The organism is Ruegeria sp. AF8 (genome assembly GCF_056541825.1).
The window spans coordinates 170,110-194,334 of the sequence record NZ_JBQFYW010000001.1 but is presented as its reverse complement, the minus strand read 5'-3'; the positions used below and the strand labels follow the sequence as shown (position 1 = coordinate 194,334).

The 24,225-nt window shown below is 61.8% G+C and carries 23 protein-coding genes; 17 read left to right on the top strand and 6 right to left on the bottom strand.

Annotation, left to right across the window (positions count from 1 at the left end; all coding sequences use genetic code 11):
- Positions 1-7: 7 nt before the first annotated feature.
- The gene (miaB, locus tag ACR0AO_RS00900; protein ID WP_480598797.1) at positions 8-1,333 is read right to left on the bottom strand and encodes a tRNA (N6-isopentenyl adenosine(37)-C2)-methylthiotransferase MiaB; all 1,326 of its coding nucleotides are present in this window, start codon (positions 1,331-1,333) and stop codon (positions 8-10) included.
- A gap of 121 nt (positions 1,334-1,454) precedes the next feature.
- Here miaB and ACR0AO_RS00895 point away from each other — a divergent pair, with 121 nt between their 5' ends.
- Positions 1,455-2,321 carry a hypothetical protein gene (locus ACR0AO_RS00895; protein WP_480598795.1) on the top strand — a complete coding sequence of 289 codons (867 nt, stop codon included), beginning with the start codon at positions 1,455-1,457 and terminating at the stop codon, positions 2,319-2,321.
- A gap of 37 nt (positions 2,322-2,358) precedes the next feature.
- Here ACR0AO_RS00895 and ACR0AO_RS00890 read toward each other — a convergent pair whose 3' ends face one another.
- Positions 2,359-3,156: a phytanoyl-CoA dioxygenase family protein gene (locus ACR0AO_RS00890; RefSeq protein WP_480598794.1), complete on the bottom strand. Its 798-nt coding sequence runs from the start codon at positions 3,154-3,156 to the stop codon at positions 2,359-2,361.
- A gap of 89 nt (positions 3,157-3,245) precedes the next feature.
- Between ACR0AO_RS00890 and ACR0AO_RS00885 the strand changes: the two genes are divergently transcribed.
- Positions 3,246-4,142, top strand: a complete 897-nt coding sequence (locus tag ACR0AO_RS00885; protein WP_480598792.1) for a LysR family transcriptional regulator — start codon at positions 3,246-3,248, stop codon at positions 4,140-4,142.
- Here the strand turns inward: ACR0AO_RS00885 and irrA are convergent, their stop codons facing one another.
- Positions 4,143-4,562, bottom strand: coding sequence for an iron response transcriptional regulator IrrA (irrA, locus tag ACR0AO_RS00880; RefSeq protein WP_480598790.1), 420 nt, complete (start codon positions 4,560-4,562; stop codon positions 4,143-4,145).
- Positions 4,563-4,751: 189 nt separating this feature from the next.
- Between irrA and fabA the strand changes: the two genes are divergently transcribed.
- Genes fabA through ACR0AO_RS00860 form a run of 4 tightly spaced genes read left to right on the top strand, consistent with a single transcriptional unit; the run spans position 4,752 to position 7,576 of the window.
- On the top strand, positions 4,752-5,261 hold the full coding sequence (gene fabA, locus ACR0AO_RS00875) for a bifunctional 3-hydroxydecanoyl-ACP dehydratase/trans-2-decenoyl-ACP isomerase (protein WP_480598788.1): 510 nt from the start codon (positions 4,752-4,754) through the stop codon (positions 5,259-5,261).
- 31 nt (positions 5,262-5,292) lie between these two features.
- Positions 5,293-6,522: a beta-ketoacyl-ACP synthase I gene (gene fabB, locus ACR0AO_RS00870; RefSeq protein ID WP_480598786.1), complete on the top strand. Its 1,230-nt coding sequence runs from the start codon at positions 5,293-5,295 to the stop codon at positions 6,520-6,522.
- A gap of 5 nt (positions 6,523-6,527) precedes the next feature.
- Positions 6,528-7,319, top strand: coding sequence for an enoyl-ACP reductase FabI (locus ACR0AO_RS00865; protein ID WP_480598784.1), 792 nt, complete (start codon positions 6,528-6,530; stop codon positions 7,317-7,319).
- Positions 7,320-7,378: 59 nt separating this feature from the next.
- The gene (locus ACR0AO_RS00860) at positions 7,379-7,576 is read left to right on the top strand and encodes a hypothetical protein (protein ID WP_480598781.1); all 198 of its coding nucleotides are present in this window, start codon (positions 7,379-7,381) and stop codon (positions 7,574-7,576) included.
- Positions 7,577-7,639: 63 nt separating this feature from the next.
- Here ACR0AO_RS00860 and ACR0AO_RS00855 read toward each other — a convergent pair whose 3' ends face one another.
- Positions 7,640-8,068 (bottom strand): FKBP-type peptidyl-prolyl cis-trans isomerase, encoded by a 429-nt coding sequence (locus ACR0AO_RS00855; RefSeq protein ID WP_480598778.1) that lies wholly within the window; start codon positions 8,066-8,068, stop codon positions 7,640-7,642.
- A 126-nt stretch (positions 8,069-8,194) separates the two neighbouring features.
- Here ACR0AO_RS00855 and ACR0AO_RS00850 point away from each other — a divergent pair, with 126 nt between their 5' ends.
- The 9 genes from ACR0AO_RS00850 (at position 8,195) to ACR0AO_RS00810 (ending at position 16,546) form a co-directional block, all read left to right on the top strand.
- On the top strand, positions 8,195-8,881 hold the full coding sequence (locus ACR0AO_RS00850; protein WP_480598776.1) for a haloacid dehalogenase type II: 687 nt from the start codon (positions 8,195-8,197) through the stop codon (positions 8,879-8,881).
- Complete coding sequence (locus tag ACR0AO_RS00845) at positions 8,881-9,708, top strand: alpha/beta fold hydrolase (RefSeq protein WP_480598774.1); 828 nt, start codon at positions 8,881-8,883, stop codon at positions 9,706-9,708. Before ACR0AO_RS00850 ends, ACR0AO_RS00845 begins: the two co-directional genes overlap by 1 nt.
- Complete coding sequence (locus ACR0AO_RS00840; RefSeq protein WP_480598771.1) at positions 9,705-10,679, top strand: threonine ammonia-lyase; 975 nt, start codon at positions 9,705-9,707, stop codon at positions 10,677-10,679. Before ACR0AO_RS00845 ends, ACR0AO_RS00840 begins: the two co-directional genes overlap by 4 nt.
- A gap of 96 nt (positions 10,680-10,775) precedes the next feature.
- Entirely contained in the window at positions 10,776-11,582 is an 807-nt protein-coding gene (pcaD, locus tag ACR0AO_RS00835) for a 3-oxoadipate enol-lactonase (protein WP_480598768.1), read from the top strand.
- Positions 11,575-12,288 (top strand): alpha/beta fold hydrolase, encoded by a 714-nt coding sequence (locus ACR0AO_RS00830; RefSeq protein ID WP_480598765.1) that lies wholly within the window; start codon positions 11,575-11,577, stop codon positions 12,286-12,288. Before pcaD ends, ACR0AO_RS00830 begins: the two co-directional genes overlap by 8 nt.
- Positions 12,288-13,625, top strand: coding sequence for a class-II fumarase/aspartase family protein (locus tag ACR0AO_RS00825; protein ID WP_480598763.1), 1,338 nt, complete (start codon positions 12,288-12,290; stop codon positions 13,623-13,625). The genes ACR0AO_RS00830 and ACR0AO_RS00825 overlap by 1 nt, the downstream gene beginning before the upstream one ends.
- A 168-nt stretch (positions 13,626-13,793) precedes the next feature.
- Entirely contained in the window at positions 13,794-14,897 is a 1,104-nt protein-coding gene (locus tag ACR0AO_RS00820) for a Zn-dependent alcohol dehydrogenase (RefSeq protein ID WP_480598761.1), read from the top strand.
- 25 nt (positions 14,898-14,922) lie between these two features.
- The gene (locus ACR0AO_RS00815; protein ID WP_480598759.1) at positions 14,923-16,155 is read left to right on the top strand and encodes a mandelate racemase/muconate lactonizing enzyme family protein; all 1,233 of its coding nucleotides are present in this window, start codon (positions 14,923-14,925) and stop codon (positions 16,153-16,155) included.
- Positions 16,156-16,264: 109 nt separating this feature from the next.
- The gene (locus ACR0AO_RS00810) at positions 16,265-16,546 is read left to right on the top strand and encodes an ArsR/SmtB family transcription factor (RefSeq protein WP_480600802.1); all 282 of its coding nucleotides are present in this window, start codon (positions 16,265-16,267) and stop codon (positions 16,544-16,546) included.
- A gap of 16 nt (positions 16,547-16,562) precedes the next feature.
- On the opposite strand, the gene ACR0AO_RS00805 is transcribed toward ACR0AO_RS00810, so the two are convergent.
- Positions 16,563-19,607 (bottom strand): cyclic nucleotide-binding domain-containing protein, encoded by a 3,045-nt coding sequence (locus ACR0AO_RS00805; protein ID WP_480598756.1) that lies wholly within the window; start codon positions 19,605-19,607, stop codon positions 16,563-16,565.
- A 168-nt stretch (positions 19,608-19,775) separates the two neighbouring features.
- Here ACR0AO_RS00805 and ACR0AO_RS00800 point away from each other — a divergent pair, with 168 nt between their 5' ends.
- A complete protein-coding gene (locus ACR0AO_RS00800) occupies positions 19,776-20,165 on the top strand; it encodes a DUF3307 domain-containing protein (RefSeq protein WP_480598753.1) in 390 nt (129 codons plus the stop codon).
- A 10-nt stretch (positions 20,166-20,175) separates the two neighbouring features.
- On the opposite strand, the gene ACR0AO_RS00795 is transcribed toward ACR0AO_RS00800, so the two are convergent.
- Positions 20,176-20,646: an Lrp/AsnC family transcriptional regulator gene (locus ACR0AO_RS00795; RefSeq protein WP_480598751.1), complete on the bottom strand. Its 471-nt coding sequence runs from the start codon at positions 20,644-20,646 to the stop codon at positions 20,176-20,178.
- A 132-nt stretch (positions 20,647-20,778) separates the two neighbouring features.
- On the opposite strand from ACR0AO_RS00795, the gene ACR0AO_RS00790 reads away from it, so the two are divergent.
- Positions 20,779-24,192, top strand: a complete 3,414-nt coding sequence (locus ACR0AO_RS00790) for an indolepyruvate ferredoxin oxidoreductase family protein (RefSeq protein ID WP_480598749.1) — start codon at positions 20,779-20,781, stop codon at positions 24,190-24,192.
- The last annotated feature ends 33 nt before the right edge of the window (positions 24,193-24,225 follow it).

Genomic DNA, 24,225 nt, shown 5'->3' with positions numbered 1-24,225 from the left:
TGCCCGATCAGGATTGTTTCAGTTCCCCCGCAAGCGAGTTCGCCCCCGACGCGGTAATCCGCACACGCCGCAGGTCACCCGGATGAACCTGTGCGTGATCCACGTGAACCGCGTGCAGATATTCTGATTTTCCAACCATTTGCCCGGCCAGCCGGCCAGGCTTTTCGAACAGGACATGGACGTCCCGCCCGACCATACCATCCTGCACCGAACGCTGGTGCCTGGTGATCAGCGCCTGCAGGCGTTGCAGGCGATCATCCGCCTCAGTTGCCGGCACCTGCGGGCGTTCCGCCGCCGGAGTGCCTGGTCGAGTGGAATATTTGAACGAATAGGCGTAGCCGTATTTGACCTCCTCGACCAGATCGAGCGTGGCCTGAAAATCTTCTTCGGTTTCCTCCGGGAAGCCGACGATGAAATCCCCCGACATCAGGATATCGGGCCGGGCGGCGCGAATGCGTTCGATCAGCCGCAGATAGCTTTCCGCCGTGTGGCTGCGATTCATCCGTTTGAGAATCTTGTCCGACCCCGACTGCACAGGCAGATGCAGATAGGGCATCAGCTTGTCGCAGGTGCCGTGCGCCTCGATCAGGTCATCACCCATATCGTTGGGGTGCGAGGTGGTAAACCGAATGCGCTCCAGCCCGTCGACCTTGTTCAGTTCCCAGATCAGGCCCGCCAGCGTCATGTCCCCATTCGGACCCGCGCCGTGATAGGCGTTGACGTTCTGCCCCAGCAGCGTGATCTCGCGCACGCCGCGTTCGACCAGATCCCGGGCCTCACGCAGGATGCGGTCCGCGGGCCGGCTGACCTCGGCGCCGCGGGTATAGGGCACCACGCAAAAGGCGCAGAACTTGTCGCAGCCCTCCTGTACGGTCAGAAAGGCCGTCGGCCCGCGTTTGCCCTTCGGACGGCCCTTGAGTTTTTCGAACTTGTCCTCTTCGGGAAAGTCGGTGTCCAGCGCCTTTTCGCCCTCGCGGGTCTTCGCCTCCATCTCGGGCAGGCGATGATAGCTTTGCGGCCCCACCACCAGATCGACCAGCGGTTGGCGGCGCATGATCTCTTCGCCTTCGGCCTGCGCGACACAGCCGGCGACACCGATTTTCAGATCGGGTTTCTCGGCCTTCAACCCCTTGAACCGGCCCAGTTCGGAATAGACCTTTTCGGCGGCCTTTTCCCGGATATGGCAGGTGTTCAGCAGGATCATGTCCGCGTCATCGGCAGATTTCGTCTCGACATAGCCCTGCCCGCCCAGCGCTTCGGCCATGCGTTCGCTGTCATAGACATTCATCTGACAGCCATAGGTCTTGATAAACAGCTTTTTCGGTTCGGACATGAGGCGGGCCTTTGCATTCGCGGGATCGACGCCGTCTATACGGAACGGGCGCGGCTTGCAATGCGGGCGCATTTACCCGAATTTGACGGCAATTGCCAGCAGAGCAGGACAAGGGCACCGCATGCAGTATCCCTCACTCGACAGCTTTCTGAGCTCGGTCGCGAACTCGTCGGTCAAAGGACCGGTCGCGATGATCTTTGCCGAAGATGACGTCGAACTGACCGGTACTTTGCTGCACCATCTGAAACTCGGGTTCAAAACCGTGATTGCCCTGATGCCTGACGAATTCGAACTGCCCCGGGATCTTGAAGAGCGCGTGCACCGGGTCACATATGCCAGCAGGCCCCGGCAATTGGTCTTTGCGGCGGTCAACCGGATCATCGGCGCATTACCGGATGTCTGGCTCTATTACTGCTACAACGCCGAATATCTGTTCTATCCATTCTGCGAAACGCGCAGCGTGGCCGAGATGCTGGCCTTCCACGCCGAGGAACGCCGCAACGCGATGCTGACCTATGTGATAGACCTCTATGCCGAGGATCTGGAGGCCTGCCCCACGGCGGTTTCGCCCGAAGCCGCGCTGCTGGACAAATCCGGGTATTTTGCGCAAGCGCGAACAGATCCGGCGACCGGACATCCCCTCGAAAGGCAACTGGATTTTTCAGGCGGCCTGCGCTGGCGGTTCGACGAGTTCATTCCCAAGGAAAGCCGGAGAATGGACCGCATCGCGCTGTTCCGGTCGAAACCCGGACTTGAGCTGCATTCCAACCACACGTTCGACGATCCGGAATACAATACCTATTCCTGTCCCTGGCATCACAACCTCACTGCGGCGATCTGTTCCTTTCGCGCGGCAAAGGCGCTGAAACGCAATCCGGTTTCGGGGGCGCATATCCGGACTTTCAAATGGCGCAATTCGGTTCCGTTCGAGTGGAACTCGGGACAGTTGCTGGATCTGGGATTGATGGAACCGGGACAGTGGTTCTGAGGCGCGGGCAAGCCAACGCGCCTGCAAACACTCGGCTTCAGCGCCTGTAGAGAACCGGAAACCAATCCTCGCGAAGGCGCTGGCCCGGCTGCATGTCATGCCCCGGATACGGCGGTGAGGTGCGGCCCGGGCGCTCGACATAACGTGCATCGTCCCCAACCAGACGCAGGGAAAACGCGCGGCGGCGCGACGCCGACGTGTTGCCGCGCGCGCCGTGCAGAATGCGATAGTTGAACGCCACCGCGTCGCCCGGCTGCATCTCGAATTCGACGATCTTCATGCCTTCGGCCTCGGGGTCGGGGATCGGCATGTACTGGCCTTCGTCCGGGAAGTAGCCCTCTTCCGAGACCCAGCGGGTCGGCAGAACCTCTTTCTCCCACAGATGTGAACCCGCGACACAACGCAGCGTCGCCTCTTTCACCGGGTCGAGCGGTGACCAGAAGCTGATGGTTTGCCGCCCTTCGACAAAGTAATACGGCCCGTCCTGATGCCAGGGTGTCGCCATCGAGGTTCCCGGTTCCTTGACCAGCACATGATCGTGAAACATCTGCACGGAACCGGATGCCATCAGATCCGCCGCCACCTCGGCCACCGGTGAGGTTTCGATGACTTCACGAAACTGCGGAATTCGGCCCCAGTTGCAATAGTCGTCAAAGAACCGGCCCGATTCACCGTCTTTCCTGTTTTCCGAGGCATAGGGGCCGGGGTCGGACATGTTCGCTTCGATCCCCGCGCGCAGGGCGTCGACATGATCGGCGAACAATCCGCGCACAAGGACGACGCCGTCCCGCTGGTAGGTGTCGATCATATCCGGCGTTACCAGGGGATGGGGCATGGGAATCTCCGTCATACTGTCAGTGCCGAGATATGCGCATGTTTGAAACCCCTGTTCAAATCATATCTTCAAAACTAATAAATAACCTCATGTTATTCATTTCGCTCCGCCAGTATGAATATGTCTGCGCCATCGGCCGCCATGGCAGCCTGTCTGCGGCGGCCGATCACCTCAACGTATCGCAACCGGCCCTGTCTGCAGCGCTCGCGCGAATCGAGCAGCATCTGGGCTATCCCCTTTTCATCCGCAAACGCGGCTCGGCCATGACCGTGACTCCGCAAGGCCGCAGTTTTATCGACGAGGCGGACAGCCTGCTGGCGCACGCGGCCCGGTTGCAGGATCCCTCGCATCCACGAACACCGGCCAAGCGGCTGCGTCTGGGTTGTTTTGTCGATCTTGCGCCTTTTCTGCTGGCCCCGGCCCTGCATTGCTTGCGCGCCTGTCTGCCGGACGTCGAGGTGACTTATCGGGCCGATGGATTCGAAGCCCTGATCACGGCGCTTCTCAAGGGTCAGATCGACCTCGCGTTGACCTACGATCTTGGAATGGACGCCGGATTTTCACGGCAGGTTCTGTATGACAGCCGCCCCAACGCGCTGATTCCGCCGGATCACCCGCTTGCGTCAGAAGGGGCCGTCACCATGGCCCAGGTGACCGAGCACCCGCTGATCCTGTCCGAAGAAGGTCTTTCGGCGCAGCATGTTCTGGAGTTGTTCAAACGCAAGGGCCTGACCCCGCTGGTCGCGCATCGGGCCGCCTCGCTGGAAATTCTCCGCAGCCTGGCCGCGCATGGCGAAGGCATCGGCATCAGCTACACAAACCCCGTCGGCGGCATCAGCTATGACGGCAAACCCATCATCAGCCTGCCTCTGAGCGATCCCGAAGCGTCCGAAGCGGTCGTCATGGCGCGTCACGGCACCGGCCCTGCCGGTTCACAAATCGACGCGGCCCAGACTGCTTTGACACGCCTGTTCGGAAAACTCTGATCAGCCTTTGCGGCGCAGGCGGATAACGACATCCACAGAGGCGATTTCAACCCCTTCGGGTGCTTCCGGCAGGCGCTGAATCACCAGTTGATCCGAGGGCGCGTCGCTCAGGCGGCTTTCATCTTCCCAGAAGAAATGGGGGTGATCGTGAGTATTGGTGTCGAAATAGCTTTTCGACCCGTCCACCGTGATTTCCTGCAGCACGCCCGCGTCGCAGAACGCCCGCAGGGTGTTATAGACCGTGGCAAGCGAAACCGCGGCGCCGGTCGTTTTTGCCGCCTCGAACAGGCTTTCAGCCGTCACGTGCCGGTGTTTGCCGTCGCCCACCAGAAGCTCGGCCAGAGCGACGCGCTGCCGCGTCGGTCGGAGACCGGCATTGGCCAACCAATCGGTGGCGATGTCCTGGCTGTCTGGCGTCATGATTTCGATACCCGCTTGTGTTTGAGAGTATATATAAGTCTCGCCCGGACGGAATTTCAAATGAAATTCATTCGCAAACAAGACCGATCCCCGGGAACTTGCGACGCACCCGCTCTTGCAGGACCTTGCGCGCGGGTGCTAGAGGGGGCCTGATACGACGGACAATACCATGGCAGGAGAGGCGGCAGTATGGCCCAATTCCCGAGCAGCTTTGACAAGGACGATCTGCTGAAGTGCGCCCGAGGCGAGTTATTCGGCCCCGGCAACGCCCAGCTGCCCGCCCCGCCGATGCTGATGATGGACCGGATCACCGACATCTCGGGCGATGGCGGTGCGCATGGCAAGGGCCATGTGGTGGCCGAATTCGACATTACCCCTGACTTGTGGTTCTTTGACTGCCACTTTCCCGGCAACCCGATCATGCCCGGCTGTCTGGGTCTGGACGGGCTGTGGCAACTGACCGGCTTCAACCTGGGCTGGCGTGGCTGGCAGGGGCGCGGAATGGCCGTGGGTGTGGGCGAGGTTAAACTGACTGGCATGGTGCGTCCGGACCGCAAGATGCTGACCTATAAAATTGATTTCAAAAAGGCGATCCAGACCCGCCGCCTGACCATGGGCGTGGCAGATGGTATCGTCGAAGCAGACGGCGAAATGATTTACGACGTCAAAGACATGAAAGTCGTTCTGTCCGAAGCCTGAGCCGGACCGGTCTGAAATAAGGAGCACGCACATGCGTCGAGTAGTTGTCACCGGTCTGGGGGTTGTCTCCTCCATCGGGAACAATGCCGAAGAGGTTCTGGCCTCACTCAAGGTCGGAAAGTCCGGCATCGTGGCCAATGAACAAATGGTCGAACATGGCTTTCGCAGCCAGATCGCCGGAACGCTCAAGATCGACGTGGCCGAGCATGTGGACAAACGCACCCTACGGTTTATGGGGCCGGGTGCGGCTTACGCTCATATTGCAATGACACAGGCGATTGCTGACTCCGGCCTGACTGAGGATCAGGTTGTGAACCCGCGCACCGGTCTTGTGGCAGGGTCGGGCGGGCCGTCCACCAGCGCGATGCTGACGGCACACCAAACCGTGCTGAAATCCGGCGCAACCAAGCGGATTGGGCCGTTCGCGGTACCGAAATGCATGTGCTCGACGATTTCCGCCAATCTTGCGACCGCCTTCAAGATCAAGGGCATCAACTACTCGATCACCTCGGCTTGCTCGACCTCGCTGCACTGCATCGGCAACGCAGCAGAACAGATCATGCTGGGCAAGCAGGACGTGATGTTCGCAGGTGGTGGCGAGGAACTGGACTGGACCCTGTCCTGCCTGTTCGACGCGATGGGCGCGATGTCCTCGAAATACAACGACACGCCCGAACGCGCCTCGCGCGCTTTCGACCAGGACCGCGACGGTTTCGTGATTTCCGGCGGCGGCGGCATCGTCGTGCTGGAAGAGCTGGAGCATGCTCTGGCCCGCGGCGCCAAGATTTATGCTGAAGTGACCGGCTATGCCGCCACCTCGGACGGTCATGACATGGTGGCTCCGTCCGGCGAAGGCGGCGAGCGCGCGATGCGTCTGGCACTGGGCACCCTGCCTGAAGGCCGCAAGGTCGACTATATCAACGCCCACGGCACCTCGACGCCGGTCGGCGATGTGGGCGAGGTTGAAGCCGTGCGCCGGATCTTTGGCGAGGGCAACGTGCCCCCGATTTCCTCGACCAAATCGATGACAGGCCACGCACAGGGCGCTGCGGGTGCGCTTGAGGCAATCTTTTGCCTGCTGATGCTGGACAATGACTTTATTACTCCGTCGATTAACGTCGACACGCTAGCCGAAGGCATCCTGCCCGGTGAAATTGCAACTCAAGTGGTTGAAAACGCAGGCTTGGACAGTGTCATGACCAACAGCTTCGGCTTTGGCGGCACGAACGGGTCCATGGTTCTGTCGAAATATAACGGGTGAATGTGATGTCGGATCTTCTCAAGGGTAAACGCGGCCTGATCATGGGCGTGGCCAATGACCGCTCGATCGCGTGGGGCATCGCCAAAGCCATGCACGATGCGGGCGCGGAACTTGCATTCACCTATCAGGGCGAAGCATTCGGAAAGCGGCTGGAACCGCTGGCGCAGAGCGTCGGCAGCGATTTCATGGTCGATGCCGATGTCACCGACGACGAGTCACTGGACCGCGCCTTTGAGGAACTGGGCGCGCGCTGGCCGACGATTGATTTCGTGGTTCACGCCATCGCCTATTCGGACAAATCCGAACTGACGGGCCGGTTCCTGAACACCACACGGGCGAATTTCAAACATTCGATGGATGTCTCGGCCTATTCCTTCATCGAGGTGGCCCGCCGCGCCCATCCGCTGATGAAGGACAATGGCGGCTCGTTGCTAACGCTGACCTATCAGGGCTCGAACCGGGTGGTGCCGAACTACAACGTCATGGGCGTCGCCAAGGCGGCGCTGGAATCGGCGACCCGCTATCTGGCTAACGATCTGGGCCCCGACGGTATCCGCGTCAACGCAATCTCGCCCGGGCCGATGAAAACCCTGGCCGGGGCGGCCATCGGCGGCGCGCGCAGGACCTATAAATTCTGCGACCAGAACGCGCCGATGCGCTCGAACGCGACGCTTGAAGCGGTGGGCGGTACGGCCGTGTACCTGACATCTGATGCCGGGACCTGCACCTCGGGCGAAATCATCCGAGTCGATGGCGGCTTTCACGTTCTTGGAATGCCGCAGCCCGACTTCATGTGACCTGAACTTTCCCTGCGCCCGCCCAGTTTTGACCACACTTGGGGCGCAGGAATTCGGGCATGAGTAAAATAGACCTGATCCTTGCCGCCGCCGCACAACGCGAAAAGGCGCGAAACCAGCCCGAACCGCCGGTGCGGCGTTCAGGCGATCTGATACGTTTGCTGCTGGTGTGCCTGTGTTTTTCGCTCGCGGCGCTGGTGATCCTGTCTCAGCCCCAAACACAGGCCATGATGGGAATAGCAGTGGCCTCAAACTAGGCCACTTGCTTTTCGGGGTGAGGCGCCGGGGCACTTCCCGACGAATCAGGCCGGTCACTTACGTCAGTTGACCGACACGATCTCGATATCGAAAATAAGATCCTGCCCGGCCAGCGGGTGATTTGCATCCAGTGTTACGGTTGCCTCATCGACCTCGACCACCGTCACCGGCAGGGCCTGGCCGTCCGGCGTCTGCATCTGCAACTGGGTGCCGATATCAAGCGGGATGTCGTCGGGAATGCCTTCGCGCGGAATCGATTGCCGCATCGCCGGGTTAATCGGGCCATAGGCTTCGACGCAGACCACCTCGACCTTTTTCTTTTCGCCGACCGTCATGCCGGGCAAGGCTTTGTCCAGCCCTGCGATGACCTGCCCCGACCCCACTTCGAATTGCAGCGGATCGCGGCCTTCGGAACTGTCGAACGTTTTCCCGTCCAGCAGCGTGCCAGTATAGTGGATGCGCACCGTATCGCCTTGTTTGATTTCGGTCATGGTGTCTCCGGTCGGTTGGGTTTGAGTTGAACAGCCCACCCTAATGCCTGTCACACCATTGTAAACCCGCCCCTCTTTCGCGCCCTGATTTCCTGTGCAAATCTGCGCGCCAAGAGGGAGGACCACATGCCAATCACCACCTGCGTTTTCGACGCCTATGGAACCTTGTTCGACGTGGCCGCTGCGGCGCGTCTGGCCGCCGCCGAACCCGAACACGCGCAGCTCAGCGACAAATGGCCGGAATTGGCCAATCACTGGCGGCTGAAGCAGTTGCAATATTCCTGGCTGCGGGCGGTCACCGGCGCCCATGCCGATTTCTGGGACGTGACGCAGGACGGGCTGGACTGGGCACTCGAAGCCGTTGCGCTCGACGGTGATCCCGGTCTCCGCCAGCGCCTGCTGGATCTGTACTGGCAGTTGCAGGCCTTTCCCGAAGTCCCGGCAATGCTGCGGGCGTTGAAGGAGGCGGGGATGCAAACGGCCATCCTGTCCAACGGCTCTCCTGCGATGTTGGACGGTGCGGTGCAATCCGCTGGTATCGGTGAGGTTCTGGATGACGTGTTGTCGGTGGAAAGCGTGGGCATCTTCAAACCCGATGCCCGCGTCTATGAGCTGGTGACCAAACGGTTCGACTGCGCGCGGGACGAGGTTCTGTTCGTCAGTTCGAATGGCTGGGACGCAGCGGCGGCCAGCGGTTTTGGATTTGTCGCCGCATGGGTCAACCGCGCCGCCGAACCGGTGGACCGCTTGCCGTGGCGGCCTGCGCATGTACTGTCCGACCTGACCGCGATTCCCGACCTGGCAGGAGCCTGATGGCGCAATTCACCACAAGCGACGGCAAACGGATCTATTTTGAGGACAACGGCACAGGCAAACCGCTGGTTTGCCTTGCCGGGCTGACCCGTTCCAGCCGCGATTTCTCGTTCCTTGCGCCGCATCTGCCCGACCTGCGCCTGATCGCGATGGACTATCGTGGCCGGGGGCAGTCGGATCGCGACCCGGAATATCTGAACTACAACGTCAATCGTGAGGGGCAGGACGTTGTCGAGTTGCTTGATCATCTCGGCCTCGGCAAGGTCACCGTTCTGGGCACGTCACGCGGCGGTTTGATTGCCATGGTTCTTGCGACCGGCTATCGCGACCGGCTTGCGGGCGTGATCCTGAACGATGTGGGACCAGTGGTGGAGGCAGCGGGAATCGCCCGGATCTTCGAATATGTCGGCAAACCGCCCGCGTTTCGAACGCACGAGCAGGCTGCGCAGGTTCTGAAAGACGCGATGGAGCCGCAATTTCCCGGCGTCCCCCTTGCAGTTTGGCGGCAACAGGCCGAGAATCAATATCTTGCGACACCGGATGGCCTTGCCCTGCGCTATGACGCAAAACTGCGTCAGGCATTGTTGGAACAGGCCGCAACCGGCGCGCCGCCCGATCTCTGGCCCCTGTTCGAGGCGCTGAAAGGCATTCCGACCGGCGTGATCCGCGGCGCGAATTCCGACATCCTCAGCCGGGACACCCTGACCGAGATGCACGGGCGTCACCCGGGTCTCGTCTCTGCTGAAATTCCCGACCGGGGCCACGCACCCTTTCTGGACGAGCCGCAATCCCTCGCCGTCATTCGCAGCATTCTGGAGGCCGCATGAGCACTCTGTCCCTAATCGAAGCCGCCGCCGGGCGGCTGAAAGGCCATGCAAGACGGACGCCCTTGCTGGAATCTCCGTTCCTTGACGACCTTGCCGGGCGGCGGGTTCTGATCAAGCCGGAATGCCTGCAACATACCGGCAGCTTCAAGTTTCGCGGCGCGTGGTCGGCGATCTCGGCGCTTGATCCGAATACGCGCAAACGCGGGGTCATCGCCTTTTCCTCGGGCAATCACGCGCAGGGCGTGGCGATGGCCGCGACCGGGCACGGGGTAAGCTCGGTCATTGTCATGCCGTCGGATGCGCCGCATCTCAAGATCGAGAATACCCGCGCACTGGGGGCCGAGGTGGTCTTGTATGACCGGGCGACGGAAAGCCGCGAGGATATCGGGTCGGCACTGTCACAAGAGCGCGGCCTGACTCTGATCCGTCCCTATGACGAACCGCAAGTGATCGCCGGTCAGGGCACGGTTGGGCTGGAGATTGCCGAACAGGCCGCCGCGCATGGCGTTCACAAGGCCGATGTACTGGTCTGTTGCGGCGGCGGCGGGCTGACCTCAGGGATCGCGCTGGCGCTGGAAGCGCACGCGCCCGGCCTGCGCGCGCGGCCATGCGAGCCCGAGGGATTCGATGATGTGAAACACTCGCTGGCGGCGGGCAGGATCGAAAGGAATATCCGGAGCTCGGGCAATATCTGCGACGCCATCCTGACGCCGGAACCGGGGCAGATCACCTTTCCGATCCTCAAGCGCCTGTGCGGTCCGGGCCTGAGCGTCAGCGAGGCCGAGGCCATGCAGGCCATGGCGATTGCCTTTCTGCGCCTCAAGATCGTCCTTGAACCCGGCGGCGCCGTCGCCCTGGCATCGGCCCTGTTCCGACGGGACGAGATTGAAGGAGACGCCGCAATCGTTGTCGCCTCGGGTGGCAATGTCGATCCGGTGCTGTTTGCCAATGCTCTGGCAGAGAAGCCCTGACATCGGGACCGAAACGCCAATCCAAGGCTTGGATCGCGCGACGATCCTGTCCTATACCTTCACGGGCCGGAAAATGAACCGCCACGGGGAAACCGCATGAATATCGCCGATCTGGGCCACGTTCAGCTTCACTATCGCATAGACGGAGATCCCGATGGCGCGCCGGTGGTCTTTGCCAATTCGCTGGGCACCGACCTGCGCCTTTGGGATGCGGTGCTGCCCCTGCTGCCCCGGGGATTGAAGTTCATCCGCTACGACAAACGCGGCCACGGCCTGTCATCCGCCCCCCCCGCCCCCTATTCCATGGGCGCGCTGGTGCGCGACGCCGAAGCTCTGCTGGATCTGCTTGAGATCCGCGATTGCGTCTTTGTCGGCCTCTCCATCGGCGGGATGATCGCGCAGGGTCTGGCGGTCAAGCGGATGGACCAGATCCGCGCGTTGGTGCTGTCCAACACCGCCGCCAAGATCGGCACCGCCGAGATGTGGAACCAGCGTATCGCGGCCGTTCGTGAGGGCGGGATCGAAGCCTTGGCTGACAGCATCATGGAACGCTGGTTTTCCAGAGATTTCCGCGCCACTCCGGAACTCGCGTTGTGGCGCAACATGCTGGTGCGGCAACCGGACGAAGGTTATGCGGGATGCAGCGCGGCGATCTCGGGCACCGATTTCTATACCCCCACCAGTGGATTGCGCCTGCCGACACTGGGTATCGCCGGCAGCGAGGACGGATCCACGCCGCCCGATCTGGTGCGCGAAACCGTCGATCTGATCCCCGGCTCGAAATTCAAGCTCATCCGCAAGGCCGGGCACCTGCCATGCGTTGAAAAGCCCGATGAATACGCCGCTGTTCTGGCCGATTTCCTGCACAGCATCGGACATGGCCAAGGGGACGGCAATGGCTGATTTTCTTCTGGTTCACGGATCGTGTCACGGGGCATGGTGCTGGCGCGATCTGATTCCGGAACTCACCGCGCTGGGGCATTCGGCCCGGGCCATCGACATGCCCGGCCACGGAAAAGACCGGACGCCCATCGCCGAAGTCACACTCGATTGCTGCCGAGACGCCATCCTTTCGGCCGCGACCCCGGACACTGTCGTCGTCGGGCATTCCTGGGGCGGTTATCCGATTTCGGCAGCCGCCGAGGCCGCCCCGGACAGGATGCGCGCATTGATATATCTTTGCGCCTATGTGCCCGTCTCCGGCCTGACCATGGCCCAGATGCGCAGGCAGGCTACCCGACAGCCCCTTGTCGCCTCCGTCCTGAAATCGCCGGACGGCCTGTCCTATACGGTCGCGCCGGATCAGATCAGGCCGCTGTTCTATCACGATTGCCCCGATCACATCGTCGCGTTCGCGGCGCAGCGCCTGTGCCCGCAAGCGATAAGACCGCAGGAAACGCCCCTTGCACTTGGCGATGGCTTTGCCAACATGCCCAAAGCCTATATCCGGGCAACCGATGACAGAACGGTGCCGACCGAATATCAGGCCGAAATGTGTCGCGACTTCGCGCCGGACATGAAATTCACCATCGATAGCTCCCATTCGCCGTTCTTTTCGCACCCGCAGGAATTGGCGCTGATGTTGTCGCAAATCGAAAGCAAGTTCTGATGGCCGCCTCCGTTTTCGACAGCTCGCTGTTTTCCAGACTTTTCCCTTCGGGCGATGTCGGCCGCCTGTTCACCGACAGCGCCGAGTTGCGCGCCATGCTTCTGGTCGAGGGGATGCTGGCCAAGGTGCAAGGCGATCAGGGGATCATCCCAGCGGAAAGCGCACAGGCCATCGCCCGCGCCGCGATGGAAGTTCAGCTTGATCCCGGCGCGTTGGCCGCCGCAACCGGCGAGAACGGAGTCAGCGTGCCCGCCCTGGTCGCCGCCTTTCGGGCCGAGATGCAGGCCCCCGAACACGCCGCCTATGTGCATTGGGGCGCGACCTCGCAGGATATCATCGACACCGGGCTTATGCTGCGGCTGCGGCAGGCTCTGGCGGCGGTCGAAAGCGATTTGAAGGGTATTCTCGGCCATCTGGCCCGGCTGGCCCGTGACCATGCCCACCTGCCGATGCCGGCGCGCACCTACGGGCAACACGCAACCCCGACCAGTTTCGGCGCGGTGGCGGCGTCGTGGGGATGGCCTCTTTTGGGGTTGCTGCAAGAGGTGCCGGGGCTGAGGCGGGATTGCCTGCTTGTTTCTCTGTCCGGCGCGGCGGGCACCAGTGGCGCGTTGGGGCCGCAGGCCGCGCAAACCCGCGCAGAGCTGGCCGGGTTGCTGAACCTGCAAGACCCGGGCCGAAGCTGGCACACCGACCGGACACCCGTTCTGCGTCTGGGCGACTGGTTCACGCGGCTCACTCTGGCCTTGGGCAAGATCGGAGAGGACGCCATCGAACTGACCCAGACCGGCATAGCCGAGGTTGCTCTGGGCGGCGGCGGCTCTTCCTCGACCATGCCGCAGAAACAGAACCCGGTGGCCCCGTCGGTTCTGGTGGCTCTGGCCCGCCAGCAGACCGGGTTGATGAGCGCGTTGCAAGGGGCCGCGATGCATCACCACCAGCGTGACGGTGCGGCCTGGTTCACCGAATGGATGTGTCTGCCGCAGATCGTTTTGGGGGCGGGTTCCGCCGCGCAGACCGGACTGTCTCTGGTTCAGGGGCTGGCCCCCGAACCCGGCGCCATGCGTGCGGCGCTGGCGGGAAACCTGGGGATGATCCACGCCGAAGCGCTGAGTTTCGCGCTGGCCGAACATCTGCCGCGCCCCAAAGCGCAGGCCGTCACCAAGGAGCTGTGCCGGGAAGCTGCAAAGACCGGGGTACCGCTGAGCGAGGTCGTTGCCCGGGCCTGGCCGCAACTGGACATCAAAAAGTTGTTCGATCCCGGACAGCAGTTGGGACAGGCCCCGGCCGAAGCCGAACTCTTCGCGGACGATGTGACGGCGCGACTGAACGCTTGACCGATCGCCTGCGCAACTCAAGACGCAGGATTTTCGCGCGGACCGCCTGGTCAGCTTTTTGCCCATGGCGCGCATCATGGCATATGAGCGACGCGAATTTGCCGGTTTCCATCTTGCACACGGCGTTTTCGCAGGTCACCGTGCCCGACAAGCAAGGGGGAGGAGACCATGCAAACCATCAAGGCGGCGGTGTGCCGCGAATTCAACAAACCGCTCGTCATCGAAGACATCCGGATCGCCCCGCCCGGTATGGGCGAGGTCGAGGTGACACTGGATGCGGTGGCGATCTGTCATTCCGACATCACCTATGCCAGCGGGGCCTGGGGCGGGTTCCTGCCCGCGGTCTATGGCCATGAGGCGGCGGGTGTCATCACTGCTGTCGGAGACGCGGCCGGAGATTTCAAGGTCGGCGATTCGGTTGTGGCCACGCTGATCCGCGCCTGCGGCTCGTGCCCGTCCTGCGCCGGTGGCAAGCCGACGATCTGCGAAACCCCCTATGACACGGTCAACGGGCCGTTGAGAACGGCAGATGGCGGGCCGTTGGAACAGGCGATGGCCTGCGGCGCTTTTGCCGAAAAGGTGGTCGTAAGCCACCGTCAGATCGTGCGTATCCCCGAAACCATGGCCAAGGATGTGGCCAGCCTGCTCAGCTGCGGTGTGATCACCGGGGTTGGGGCCGCCGTCAACGCCGCCGGGCTGCGCCCGGGTCAGGATGTGGTGGTGATCGGTGCGGGCGGCGTCGGGCTGAATGCGATTCAGGGCGCACGGATCGCGGGCGCGCGGCGGATCGTGGCCGTCGACATGACCGAGGAAAAGCTGGAAATCGCCAAGGAATTCGGCGCCACTCACGGAGTTCTGGCCACTCTGGATGAGCCGTGGAAAGCAGCCTACAAGGCGCTTGGCGGGCGCGGCGCGGACGCGGTGCTGATCACCGTCGGCGCGATACCGGCTTATGATCAGGCGCCGCGCTATCTGGGGCGCGGCGGCAAGGCGATCATGATCGGGATGCCTCATTCGGGGGCGCAGGCCAGCTACGAGCCGGTGATCCTCGCCGCGATCGGTCAGGGCCTGATCGGCTCCAAGATGGGCGACGTAGTCATCCAGCGCGACATTCCGTGGATGATCGACCTCTATCAGCAGGGGCGGCTGAAGCTGGACGAACTGATTTCGGGCCGCTGGCCGCTGGAGCAGATCAACGAGGCAATCGCCGACACCAGAACCGGAAGCGCCAAGCGCAACGTTATTGTGTTCGACCGGGGCGCGATGGGGTGAAAGCCCATTTTGCGGAGGAAAGCGCATGAAGCTGCAAGATCTCGATGTGATCATCACCGCGCCGCCCGCGCCCGGCTGGGGCGGACGCTATTGGATACTGGTCAAGGTGACCACGGATACCGGCATCACCGGCTGGGGCGAATGCTATGCCTCGTCCGTGGGGCCGGAGGCGATGAAACATGTGATCCGCGACGTATTCGACCGCCACATGGCGGGCGAAAACCCCGAAAACATCGAGTTGATGTTTCGTCGCGCCTATTCCAGCGGCTTTACCCAGCGCCCCGACCTGACCGTCATGGGCGCGTTCTCGGGGCTTGAGATCGCCTGCTGGGACATTCTGGGCAAGGATCGGGGCCGTCCAGTGCATGCTCTGATCGGCGGACGGATGAATGACCGCATCCGTGCCTATACCTATCTCTACCCGCTGCCGCAGCATAACCTGACCGATTTCTGGACCTCTCCGGAACAGGCAGCGGAATGTGCCGCCGAAATGGTCCGGCGCGGCTATACGGCGGTCAAGTTCGACCCGGCGGGCCCTTACACGAACCGGGGCGGCCACATGCCCGCAATGAGCGATATTGCCATGTCGGTCGCCTTCTGCAAGGCGATCCGCGAGGCAGTGGGCGACAAGGCGGATCTGCTGTTCGGCACCCACGGACAGTTCAACACCGCAGGCGCGATCCGTCTGGGTCAGGCGCTGGAACCCTATTCGCCGCTCTGGTTCGAAGAACCCACACCCCCCGACAATATCGAGGACATGGCGCGCGTCGCCCGCAACGTGCGCATTCCGGTCGCGACCGGAGAACGGATGACCACCAAAGCCGAGTTCGGCGCGGTCCTGCGGGCGGGCGCCGCAGAGATCCTGCAACCGGCCCTGGGCCGGGCCGGCGGAATCTGGGAGATGAAAAAGGTCGCGGCGATGGCCGAAATCTTCAATGCGCAGATGGCCCCTCACCTCTATGCCGGACCAATCGAATGGGCGGCCAATATCCATCTGGCGGCCTCGATCCCCAATATTCTGTTGCTGGAGAGTATCGAGACCCCATTTCACGAAAATTTGATAAAGGGATCGATCCGCGTCGAATTAGGCTATGTTACGCCGCCCGATGCGCCCGGTTTGGGCATCGACGTAGACGAAGACTTGGCGCGCGCGCATCCTTATACCGGGGATGGGCTGCATCTGCAGATGCAGGAAGAGCCATGCGACTATGTCAACGGGAATGCGTTTCAGGGCGGGGCACCAGCGCAGGACGCATGAGATTGCATGCCACGTCGCCGCGTTGTATTTAACAAGAAAAGGAAACCGAGCGACAGTGATAGTTCAGACCTCTTCAAATCAGGGCCTTCACCACGAGGCGGCAATCGACATGAAGCAAAGCGCGGCAGATGCCGCGGGCTTTCTCAAGACGCTCGCTCACGAAGGCCGGCTGATGATCCTCTGCCATCTGGGCGACGGGGAAAAGTCGGTTGGAGAACTGGAAAACCTTCTCGGCATCCGTCAGGCCGCCGTCAGCCAGATGCTGGCCCGGCTGCGAGAAGAGGGGCTGGTGTCGACGCGGCGCGACGGAAAGACGATTTACTATTCCCTCAGCGATGGCAACACCGCGCGGGTTATCGAATTGCTGTACGAATTGTTCTGTCAGCCGTGATGTTCCGGCCCGCCCGTCAGTTCGAAACGTAACCCGCTACCACCTGCAACAGCTTGAATGCCGTTGCCGCATCGTTTTCGACCACGGCGAGAAATTCCTCTTCACCGATCCGCAGGCAGGTCAGATCGGTTTCGGCCACCATGCTGAGCGCACGCGGCTCCTTGCGGATCAGGCCAAGCTCTCCGACCAGCGTGCCGGGGCCGACGCGCGTGATCAATTGATCGGCGCCCGTTTTCTGCGGCAGATAAAGACCCGCCTCGCCCTCGATGATCATATAGGCGCCATCGGTCGGATCGTCGTCCTTCAGGAAAACGACCTCTTCTGCCTTGGCCTCGAACCAGCGCGCACCAAAGGCGAGCAGGCGCAACTGCCGCCGGTCGAGTTCGGAAAATAGCGGCGTCTGCTCCAATGCCCTCAGCTTTCGCACCAGATCGGCCGAGGCGGCGCCATCCTCTTCGACATCCATCGGTGCCTCCTCGCTGATGATTCTGCCCTGCCGGATCTCGATGTGCAAATCGAACGCCTCGGGCGAATTGAAATGGTCGTTGATGTAGATCACCGTGGTGTCCGGCAACAGTTCGCGCAGGTTCTTGTACACCGAAACCTGTGTCTCCATGTCGTAGCTCGCCAGGGCGCTGTTCAGAACCAGAATATCCGGCCTCTTGATCGCCGCCCGGGTAAAGGCCAGAGGTTCGGCAAAAGCTGCGGGCAGGTTCTGGCCTCCAAGGGTCACCTGCATGTCATAGATCAGTTCGACCACCAGGGGGCGCGCACCGTTTTCAGACAACACCCGGGTGATCAGTTTGCGCAACTCGTCCGTACGGGCGCCGCCCACCTGGCTGACCTTGCCGAACATGGCGTTTTCCAGCACGGTCAAGCCGGGTGCGAACTGATCCCCCCGCAGAGGCACGAAGACATCGCGCAGGCTTTCCAGCAGTTTGTCGGAATGGCTGTGGCGCAATTCAAGAATCCGGGTCTTGAGTTGCTGCGAAAAGGCAGGCCCGATCTGCTCCGCCGAAATACGGAACGGAACCGCCAGAAGGCTGGCCAATTCCGTATCGTTCAGCGCCTGCGCCCCCGCGCTGCGTGTCTTTTCAACCAGATCCAGTGCGGTTTCATAAGTGTTCACTTCCAGCCCCAGCTTTCGGAACAGGGGATGGTCGGTGCCGTCCAACCCAAAGATCTGACGCAACATGTCGATCACATCGCGGGTCAGGTCGACCAGAATCTCGTCCAGTCCCAGATTCCGCAACTGCGCCAGAAACACGGTTTGCCGCGCCAGCAACTCCTGCGTGACGGGAACGCGCGGCGTCGCGAACAAAAGGTTCTCAGCAACCGGCAAGGCGGGGTTATAGGCGTTCCGTTCAAAGATATAGGCCTGCTGGTCCAGTCCGGCCTTGCAGATTTCCTGCTTTACGATCGGTCGCAATTCGACCAGCTTTTCCGCCAGCTCCGGGTGCGCGCCCTGTTCAAAAATCTGATCCGCGCCGCGCCGGAACAAGGCGCCGCCCGATCCCATGCCTTCGATCAGACGCAGCCACCATGCGCGCAGACTCGCCTCGTCCTCGAAACCGGCCAGTGCCGGGTCGAGCCATTCCGCATGGAAGGGATCGGCGCTGTTGCCCGCCCGCAGCGTTTCGGCGAAGTCTGGCCCCTCCGGCGCGGCACCGATCGGCTGAAACCGCATCGGCATCATCACATTGTCGCCGAACGTGCCCTGAAACATCACCGGGCGCGAACTGGCATAGCCGATCCGGGCCGCCACATCCATCTGGTGCACAGCCGAAAGATCATTTTCGCCGATCATGACCTTGCCCGATCCCGGCAGCACTTCACGGGTGAACAATTCGCTCAGCGCCAGACGGTCTTCCTCGCTGGGAGCCGAGATGCCGATCACACCCGCCCCCGGCAACACCGCGTTCAGATCATCCAGAACATGGTTGCCATCCGCATCCCGCACCGAGACATGATCCAGCACGATATCGCCATTCAGGCGCACTCTTTCTTTCGGCTCGCCTTCGAACAACGCCTCGTCGGTCATACCGGCGGGGGCGAACCGTTCGATTACAACTTCCCATCTCAGGCCCATATCCTGCGTTTGGTTGTAATAGGCCAAAAGCTCTTTCCACGGGCTGGACAGATCCTTGTAGGCCGCCAGCGCCGCCACCAGCGCGCCCAGCGACACCTGGCCCCGCAACACCAGAAAACCGCCCACGGAATAGAACAGGAACGGGGTTAGCTGCGAAATGAAGTTGTTGAGAAACTTCATAAAGAACTTTTTCTGGTAGATATCGAACCGGATGCCGAACAGCCGCCCCAGTTGATCCGAGACCATGGCCCGCCGATACCGCCAGCCCGCGTTCCCGCGCAAGGTCGATGCACCGGCCGCGTTCTCGCCGATCTGGGCGGCCAGCACGCGCACCTCCTGTATGCGCTTCTTGTTGAGCAGATTGATCTGGCGCTGCAACTTCGGGATCAGCCAGGCCTGAAGCGGAATCAGCGCGATGGCCGCCAGCCCGAACCAAAAGCTTTGCAGGAACAGAAATGACAGGATGGTCAGCATCTGCCCCGCCTGCAGCACCGGCTGGCTGATCGCATCGCCCATCAGCCCGCCCATCGGCTCGCTTTCGGCGGTGACCATCGAGACCAGCTCACCCTGGCTCACGCGTTCGAAATACGGTTGCGGAAACCGCAAAATCCGGCTGATGAGCTGGTAGCGGAACCGCCTCAGCATTCGCTCACTCAACACGCCTTTCATCGTGTTGATCCGCATCTTCATCAGGCCATGCGCCAGTACCGAAAGCAGAAACGCAAAGCACAGGATCATCAGAAACGTCGTCTGATCAAAGCTGAATCCAAGGAACTCCACGGTTGAGCTGGCCGCGCCAATTGCGTCGTTGATAATCCGCTTGGGCAATTCAAGCGTCAGATAAAGCAGCGGAAACAACGTGGACGTCACGGCCAGCAAAATCAGCTGGTCCCGTTTCGAGTATTTCCAGATGAAACGAAATAGCGTGCGTTCGATGGGTCTTGCCCCCGATGACTGACCTTTTGAAACCACCCGTTGAAACGGTCGCCAACCGTTACAAATTCAGGCTATCGCAACCAAACCCCGCAACGCAAATGGAATCCCCCCAAATCAATACACGCGCAATTTGTAGCGAGAGTGTTTGCGCGATTCGTATTAACGTCCTAAGCTTGGATTCAGATCGATATTGGGAGGACTGCCTTGCCTGAAATGATTGGCACGGTACTAGTGTTGCTCTGCCTATTGCAGATTAAGCATATGTTTGCCGATTATTACCTTCAAACCGCCAAAATGCTGGCGGGGCGTGCTGAGTATTTTCATTCGGGCCGTGCGCAACATGCAGGTGTGCACGCAATTCTGTCTGCGGTCATTTTTCTGGTTCTTGGCGCACCGGTGCTTTTCGTGCTCATAATTGTCGCGCTGGAATGGTTCATCCATTTCAACATCGATTTCGCCAAAGCCTACTACTCGGCCAAGAAAGAACTGCAACCCACTCAGGCCGCCTTCTGGCGCGCGGCGGGTCTGGATCAGTGCATGCACAATCTGACCTATATCGCCATGGCCTGGGCATGGGTTGTCTGGGCCTACTGAGGCCCGGTGGCTAAATCCGCACCGGTTTGTTGCGCTTGATCGTGCGCAGCACGACGTTGGTTTGCGCGCTGGCCACTGCGGGCAGCCGAAACAGAAACCCCTCCAGAAACTCGTTGTATTCGGTAAGATCGGCACAAAGCACCCGCAGGTGATAATCTGCCTGCCCCGTCGTGGCATAACATTCCTGCACTTCGGCGCTGTTCTCGACCGCGCGAATGAACTCGACAATCCTGTCCGGGTCGTGCCGCGTCAGGTGCACATGCACGATTGCTTCGAAGGACAGCCCCATTGCCGACGGGTTCACGACAGCACCATAGCGTTCGATGATCCCGGCCTCTTCCAGCATCCGCACCCGCCGCCAGAGCGCGGACGCGGACATGCCCACCGCCTCGGCCAACTCGGCATTCGAGATTCGGCTGTCCTTCTGCAGCATCGTTAGAATGCGGCTGTCTCTTTCATCAAGATGAACAGAAATGGTCATTCCCTCCACACTTCATATTTGTTTCGGATAGTTCTACCACCATTTAGCCGATGAACAACAAAATCTGGATCAATTTTTCGCCGTAACCGGGATAGAATTTCAGAAACGCGCGACAATTGACAGGACACTCCAATGACCCGCCATACCTCCGGCTTCGAAACCTATCAGTTGGAAGATCGCTATTCCCTGACGCAAGGCCGCGTCTTTCTGACCGGTACCCAGGCCCTCGTCCGGATCATGATGGATCAGGCCCGCCGGGATCGACAGACAGGGCTGAACACCGCCGGCTTCGTTTCGGGTTATCGCGGCTCACCGCTTGGCGCGCTGGATCTTGAGCTGTGGCGCGCCAGAGAAAGGCTGACGCAAGACCGCATCACCTTCATGCCCGCCGTCAACGAGGATCTGGGCGCGACGGCGGTGCTGGGCGCGCAGCAGGCCTCACTCGACCCGCAATGCGAGGTCGAGGGCGTGTTTTCCATGTGGTACGGCAAGGGCCCCGGCGTCGACCGCTCGGGTGACGCGCTGAAACACGGCAACGCCTATGGCTCGGCCCCGAAAGGGGGTGTGCTGGTCGTGGCGGGCGACGACCACGGCTGCGTCAGTTCTTCGATGCCGCATCAGTCCGATGTGGCCTTCATGGCTTGGTTCATGCCGACGCTGAATCCGGCCTCGGTCGGGGAATATCTGGAATTCGGCGAATACGGGCTGGCGCTGTCGCGCTTTTCCGGCACCTGGGTGGGGTTCAAGGCCGTCAGCGAAACCGTCGAAAGCGCCCGCTCGGTCGAACTGCGCCCGGACCGGCAATTCACCCTGCCCGAGATCGAGTTGCCGCCGAACGGGCTGCACGTGCGCTCCGCCGACCTGCCATCCCCCGAGATCGAAACCCGCATTCAGGCCAAGCTACGGGCCGTGCGCGCCTTTGCTGAGGCCAATCCCATCGACCGGCGCATCTATGATCTCGACAAGGCAAAATTCGGCTTCGTCACCACCGGCAAGGGCCATCTGGACCTGATGGAGGCGCTGCGCCTGCTGGGCCTCGACGAGGCCAAATGCCGGGAACTCGGGATCGACATCTACAAGGTCGGCATGGTCTGGCCGCTGGCCCGCCGCAACGCGCTGCGCTTTGTAAAGGGCAAGGCCGAGGTGCTGGTGGTCGAGGAAAAGCGCGGCATCATCGAGAGCCAGTTCAAGGAGTATTTCTACGACTGGCCCGGCGACAAGCCTCACAAGATGGTCGGCAAATACGACAGCCACGGCGAACCACTGATCCCCTGGACCGGCGAACTCAGCCCGCTGATGCTCGCTCCCATCGTCGCCGCGCGGCTGCACACCTTCTTCCCCGAGGAAGGTTTGCCTGCCAAGGCCAAGGCCCTCACCGACAAGCCCCCGCAACTGATCAACGTGACCGGTGCCACCCGCACGCCCTACTTCTGCTCGGGCTGTCCGCATAACAGCTCGACCAAGGTTCCCGAAGGGTCGACGGCGGCCAGCGGCATCGGCTGCCACGTGATGGCGTCGTGGATGGACCGGCAAACGGTGGGCTATGCGCAGATGGGCGGCGAAGGGGTGCCGCATGTGATCGCGTCCAAGTTCAACGGCGGCAAGCACATCTTCCAGAACCTCGGCGAGGGCACATGGTATCATTCCGGCAGCCTCGCGATCCGGCAGGCGGTCGCCGCCGGCACCAACATCACCTACAAGATCCTCTACAACGACGCCGTCGCCATGACCGGCGGCCAGCCGGTGGATGGCCCTGTCAGCGTGCACGGCATCGCCCAGACCTGCCGCGCCGAAGGGGTCGAGCGGATCGCCGTGGTCTCGGACGACATCTCGAAATTCCACCACGCCGACTTCCCGTCGCAGACCACCTTCCACGACCGCGCCGAAATAGACCTGCTCCAGCGCGAGCTGCGCGACATTCCCGGCGTCACCGTCCTGATCTATGAACAGACCTGCGCCACCGAAAAGCGCCGCCGCCGCAAACGCGGCACGATGGAAGACCCCAAGCGGTTCGCGTATATCAACGATCTGGTCTGCGAGGGCTGCGGCGACTGCTCGGTCGAGTCGAACTGCCTGAGCGTCGAGCCCCGCGAAACCCCGTTCGGACGCAAGCGCAAGATCAACCTTAGCACCTGCAACAAGGATTTCTCGTGCCTGAACGGTTTCTGCCCCAGCTTCGTTACCGTCACCGGTGCGACACGGCGCAAACGCACGGTCAAACTGGACCTCGCGGCGCTGGAAACCGGCCTGCCATCGCCCGATGTGCCCTCGCTTGCCCGGCCCTTCGATCTGCTGGTCACCGGCGTCGGCGGAACCGGCGTCGTCACCGTCGGCGCCCTGATCACCATGGCCGCGCATCTCGAAGGCAGGGGGGCTTCGGTGCTCGACTTCACCGGTTTCGCACAGAAATTCGGCACGGTGCTGAGCTACATCCGCCTTGGCTCTGCGCCGGAGACGCTCAATCAAGTGCGCATCGACCAGAGCGCCGCGGATGCGGTGATCGGTTGCGATATCGTTGTCAGTTCCGCACCCAAGGCGTCCGCGCATTTCCGACCCGGCACGCAGGTGGTGCTGAACCGCGCCGAGATGCCGACAGGCGATCTGGTCCTGCGCCGCGATGCCCAATTGAAGGTGGACCAGCGAGAAGAGGCCATCCGCGCCGTGGTGGGTTCGGATCACGTCGCCGGATTTGACGCCAATGCCACCGCCGAAGCTCTGCTGGGGGATGCCGTCTTTGCGAATGTGATGATGCTGGGTTTTGCCTGGCAAAAAGGGCTGGTGCCGGTTTCGGAGGCAGCTTTGGGGCAGGCCATCCTGCTGAACGGTGTTGCGGTCGAGAAAAACCGGCTGGCCTTGGCCATCGGCCGCTGCATGGCCGCCGATCCGGCGCGGCTGGACGGCTACACCGACCCCCGACCCAAAACCGAATCTCTGGACCAGATGATCGCCCGACGCGCCGAATTCCTGACCGGCTACCAAAACGCAGCCTACGCCAAACGCTTCACCGACCGCATCGCCGCCCTGCGCGCCGCCCAGGCTGACGCGCCCGAGGCCCTGATCCGCGCCGCCGCGCGCAACCTGTTCCGGTTCATGGCCTACAAGGACGAATTCGAAGTGGCGCGTCTGATGGCCGGCAGGGCATTTGCCCGGGAACTTGCCGAACAGTTCGATGGGGATTTCAAACTCCACTATCACATGGCCCCACCGATCCTGAATCGGCGCACCGACGGGCGTGGACGGCCCCTGAAACGCAGTTTCGGGCCATGGCTGAAACCGGTTCTGGGCGTGCTAAGCCGCCTGAAGATCCTGCGCCCCACCCCCCTCAACCCCTTCCGCCGTCATACCGAGGCCCGAATGCACCGGGTCACGCTCGACTGGTATCTTGACCTGCTTGACCGTGTGCAGTCCGATTTCACGTCCGACCGGGCCGAGGACTGGATCGCCGTTCTGGCCTGCGCCGACGAGATCCGGGGCTATGGCCCGGTGCGCGAGGCGGCCACGCAAAGCACGCGCGCCGAAACTGACAGGCTGTTGGCCACCCTCTGAGCACAGGCGCGGTTTCCGGCCCCGGCGGACCCC

What these genes read in the sequence shown, in the direction of transcription:
- miaB (WP_480598797.1), bottom strand. Translation starts at nt 1,333, where the DNA reads ATGTCCGAACCGAAAAAGCTGTTTATCAAGACCTATGGCTGTCAGATG.
- ACR0AO_RS00895 (WP_480598795.1), top strand. Translation starts at nt 1,455, where the DNA reads ATGCAGTATCCCTCACTCGACAGCTTTCTGAGCTCGGTCGCGAACTCG.
- ACR0AO_RS00890 (WP_480598794.1), bottom strand. Translation starts at nt 3,156, where the DNA reads ATGCCCCATCCCCTGGTAACGCCGGATATGATCGACACCTACCAGCGG.
- ACR0AO_RS00885 (WP_480598792.1), top strand. Translation starts at nt 3,246, where the DNA reads ATGTTATTCATTTCGCTCCGCCAGTATGAATATGTCTGCGCCATCGGC.
- irrA (WP_480598790.1), bottom strand. Translation starts at nt 4,562, where the DNA reads ATGACGCCAGACAGCCAGGACATCGCCACCGATTGGTTGGCCAATGCC.
- fabA (WP_480598788.1), top strand. Translation starts at nt 4,752, where the DNA reads ATGGCCCAATTCCCGAGCAGCTTTGACAAGGACGATCTGCTGAAGTGC.
- fabB (WP_480598786.1), top strand. Translation starts at nt 5,293, where the DNA reads ATGCGTCGAGTAGTTGTCACCGGTCTGGGGGTTGTCTCCTCCATCGGG.
- ACR0AO_RS00865 (WP_480598784.1), top strand. Translation starts at nt 6,528, where the DNA reads ATGTCGGATCTTCTCAAGGGTAAACGCGGCCTGATCATGGGCGTGGCC.
- ACR0AO_RS00860 (WP_480598781.1), top strand. Translation starts at nt 7,379, where the DNA reads ATGAGTAAAATAGACCTGATCCTTGCCGCCGCCGCACAACGCGAAAAG.
- ACR0AO_RS00855 (WP_480598778.1), bottom strand. Translation starts at nt 8,068, where the DNA reads ATGACCGAAATCAAACAAGGCGATACGGTGCGCATCCACTATACTGGC.
- ACR0AO_RS00850 (WP_480598776.1), top strand. Translation starts at nt 8,195, where the DNA reads ATGCCAATCACCACCTGCGTTTTCGACGCCTATGGAACCTTGTTCGAC.
- ACR0AO_RS00845 (WP_480598774.1), top strand. Translation starts at nt 8,881, where the DNA reads ATGGCGCAATTCACCACAAGCGACGGCAAACGGATCTATTTTGAGGAC.
- ACR0AO_RS00840 (WP_480598771.1), top strand. Translation starts at nt 9,705, where the DNA reads ATGAGCACTCTGTCCCTAATCGAAGCCGCCGCCGGGCGGCTGAAAGGC.
- pcaD (WP_480598768.1), top strand. Translation starts at nt 10,776, where the DNA reads ATGAATATCGCCGATCTGGGCCACGTTCAGCTTCACTATCGCATAGAC.
- ACR0AO_RS00830 (WP_480598765.1), top strand. Translation starts at nt 11,575, where the DNA reads ATGGCTGATTTTCTTCTGGTTCACGGATCGTGTCACGGGGCATGGTGC.
- ACR0AO_RS00825 (WP_480598763.1), top strand. Translation starts at nt 12,288, where the DNA reads ATGGCCGCCTCCGTTTTCGACAGCTCGCTGTTTTCCAGACTTTTCCCT.
- ACR0AO_RS00820 (WP_480598761.1), top strand. Translation starts at nt 13,794, where the DNA reads ATGCAAACCATCAAGGCGGCGGTGTGCCGCGAATTCAACAAACCGCTC.
- ACR0AO_RS00815 (WP_480598759.1), top strand. Translation starts at nt 14,923, where the DNA reads ATGAAGCTGCAAGATCTCGATGTGATCATCACCGCGCCGCCCGCGCCC.
- ACR0AO_RS00810 (WP_480600802.1), top strand. Translation starts at nt 16,265, where the DNA reads ATGAAGCAAAGCGCGGCAGATGCCGCGGGCTTTCTCAAGACGCTCGCT.
- ACR0AO_RS00795 (WP_480598751.1), bottom strand. Translation starts at nt 20,646, where the DNA reads ATGACCATTTCTGTTCATCTTGATGAAAGAGACAGCCGCATTCTAACG.
- ACR0AO_RS00790 (WP_480598749.1), top strand. Translation starts at nt 20,779, where the DNA reads ATGACCCGCCATACCTCCGGCTTCGAAACCTATCAGTTGGAAGATCGC.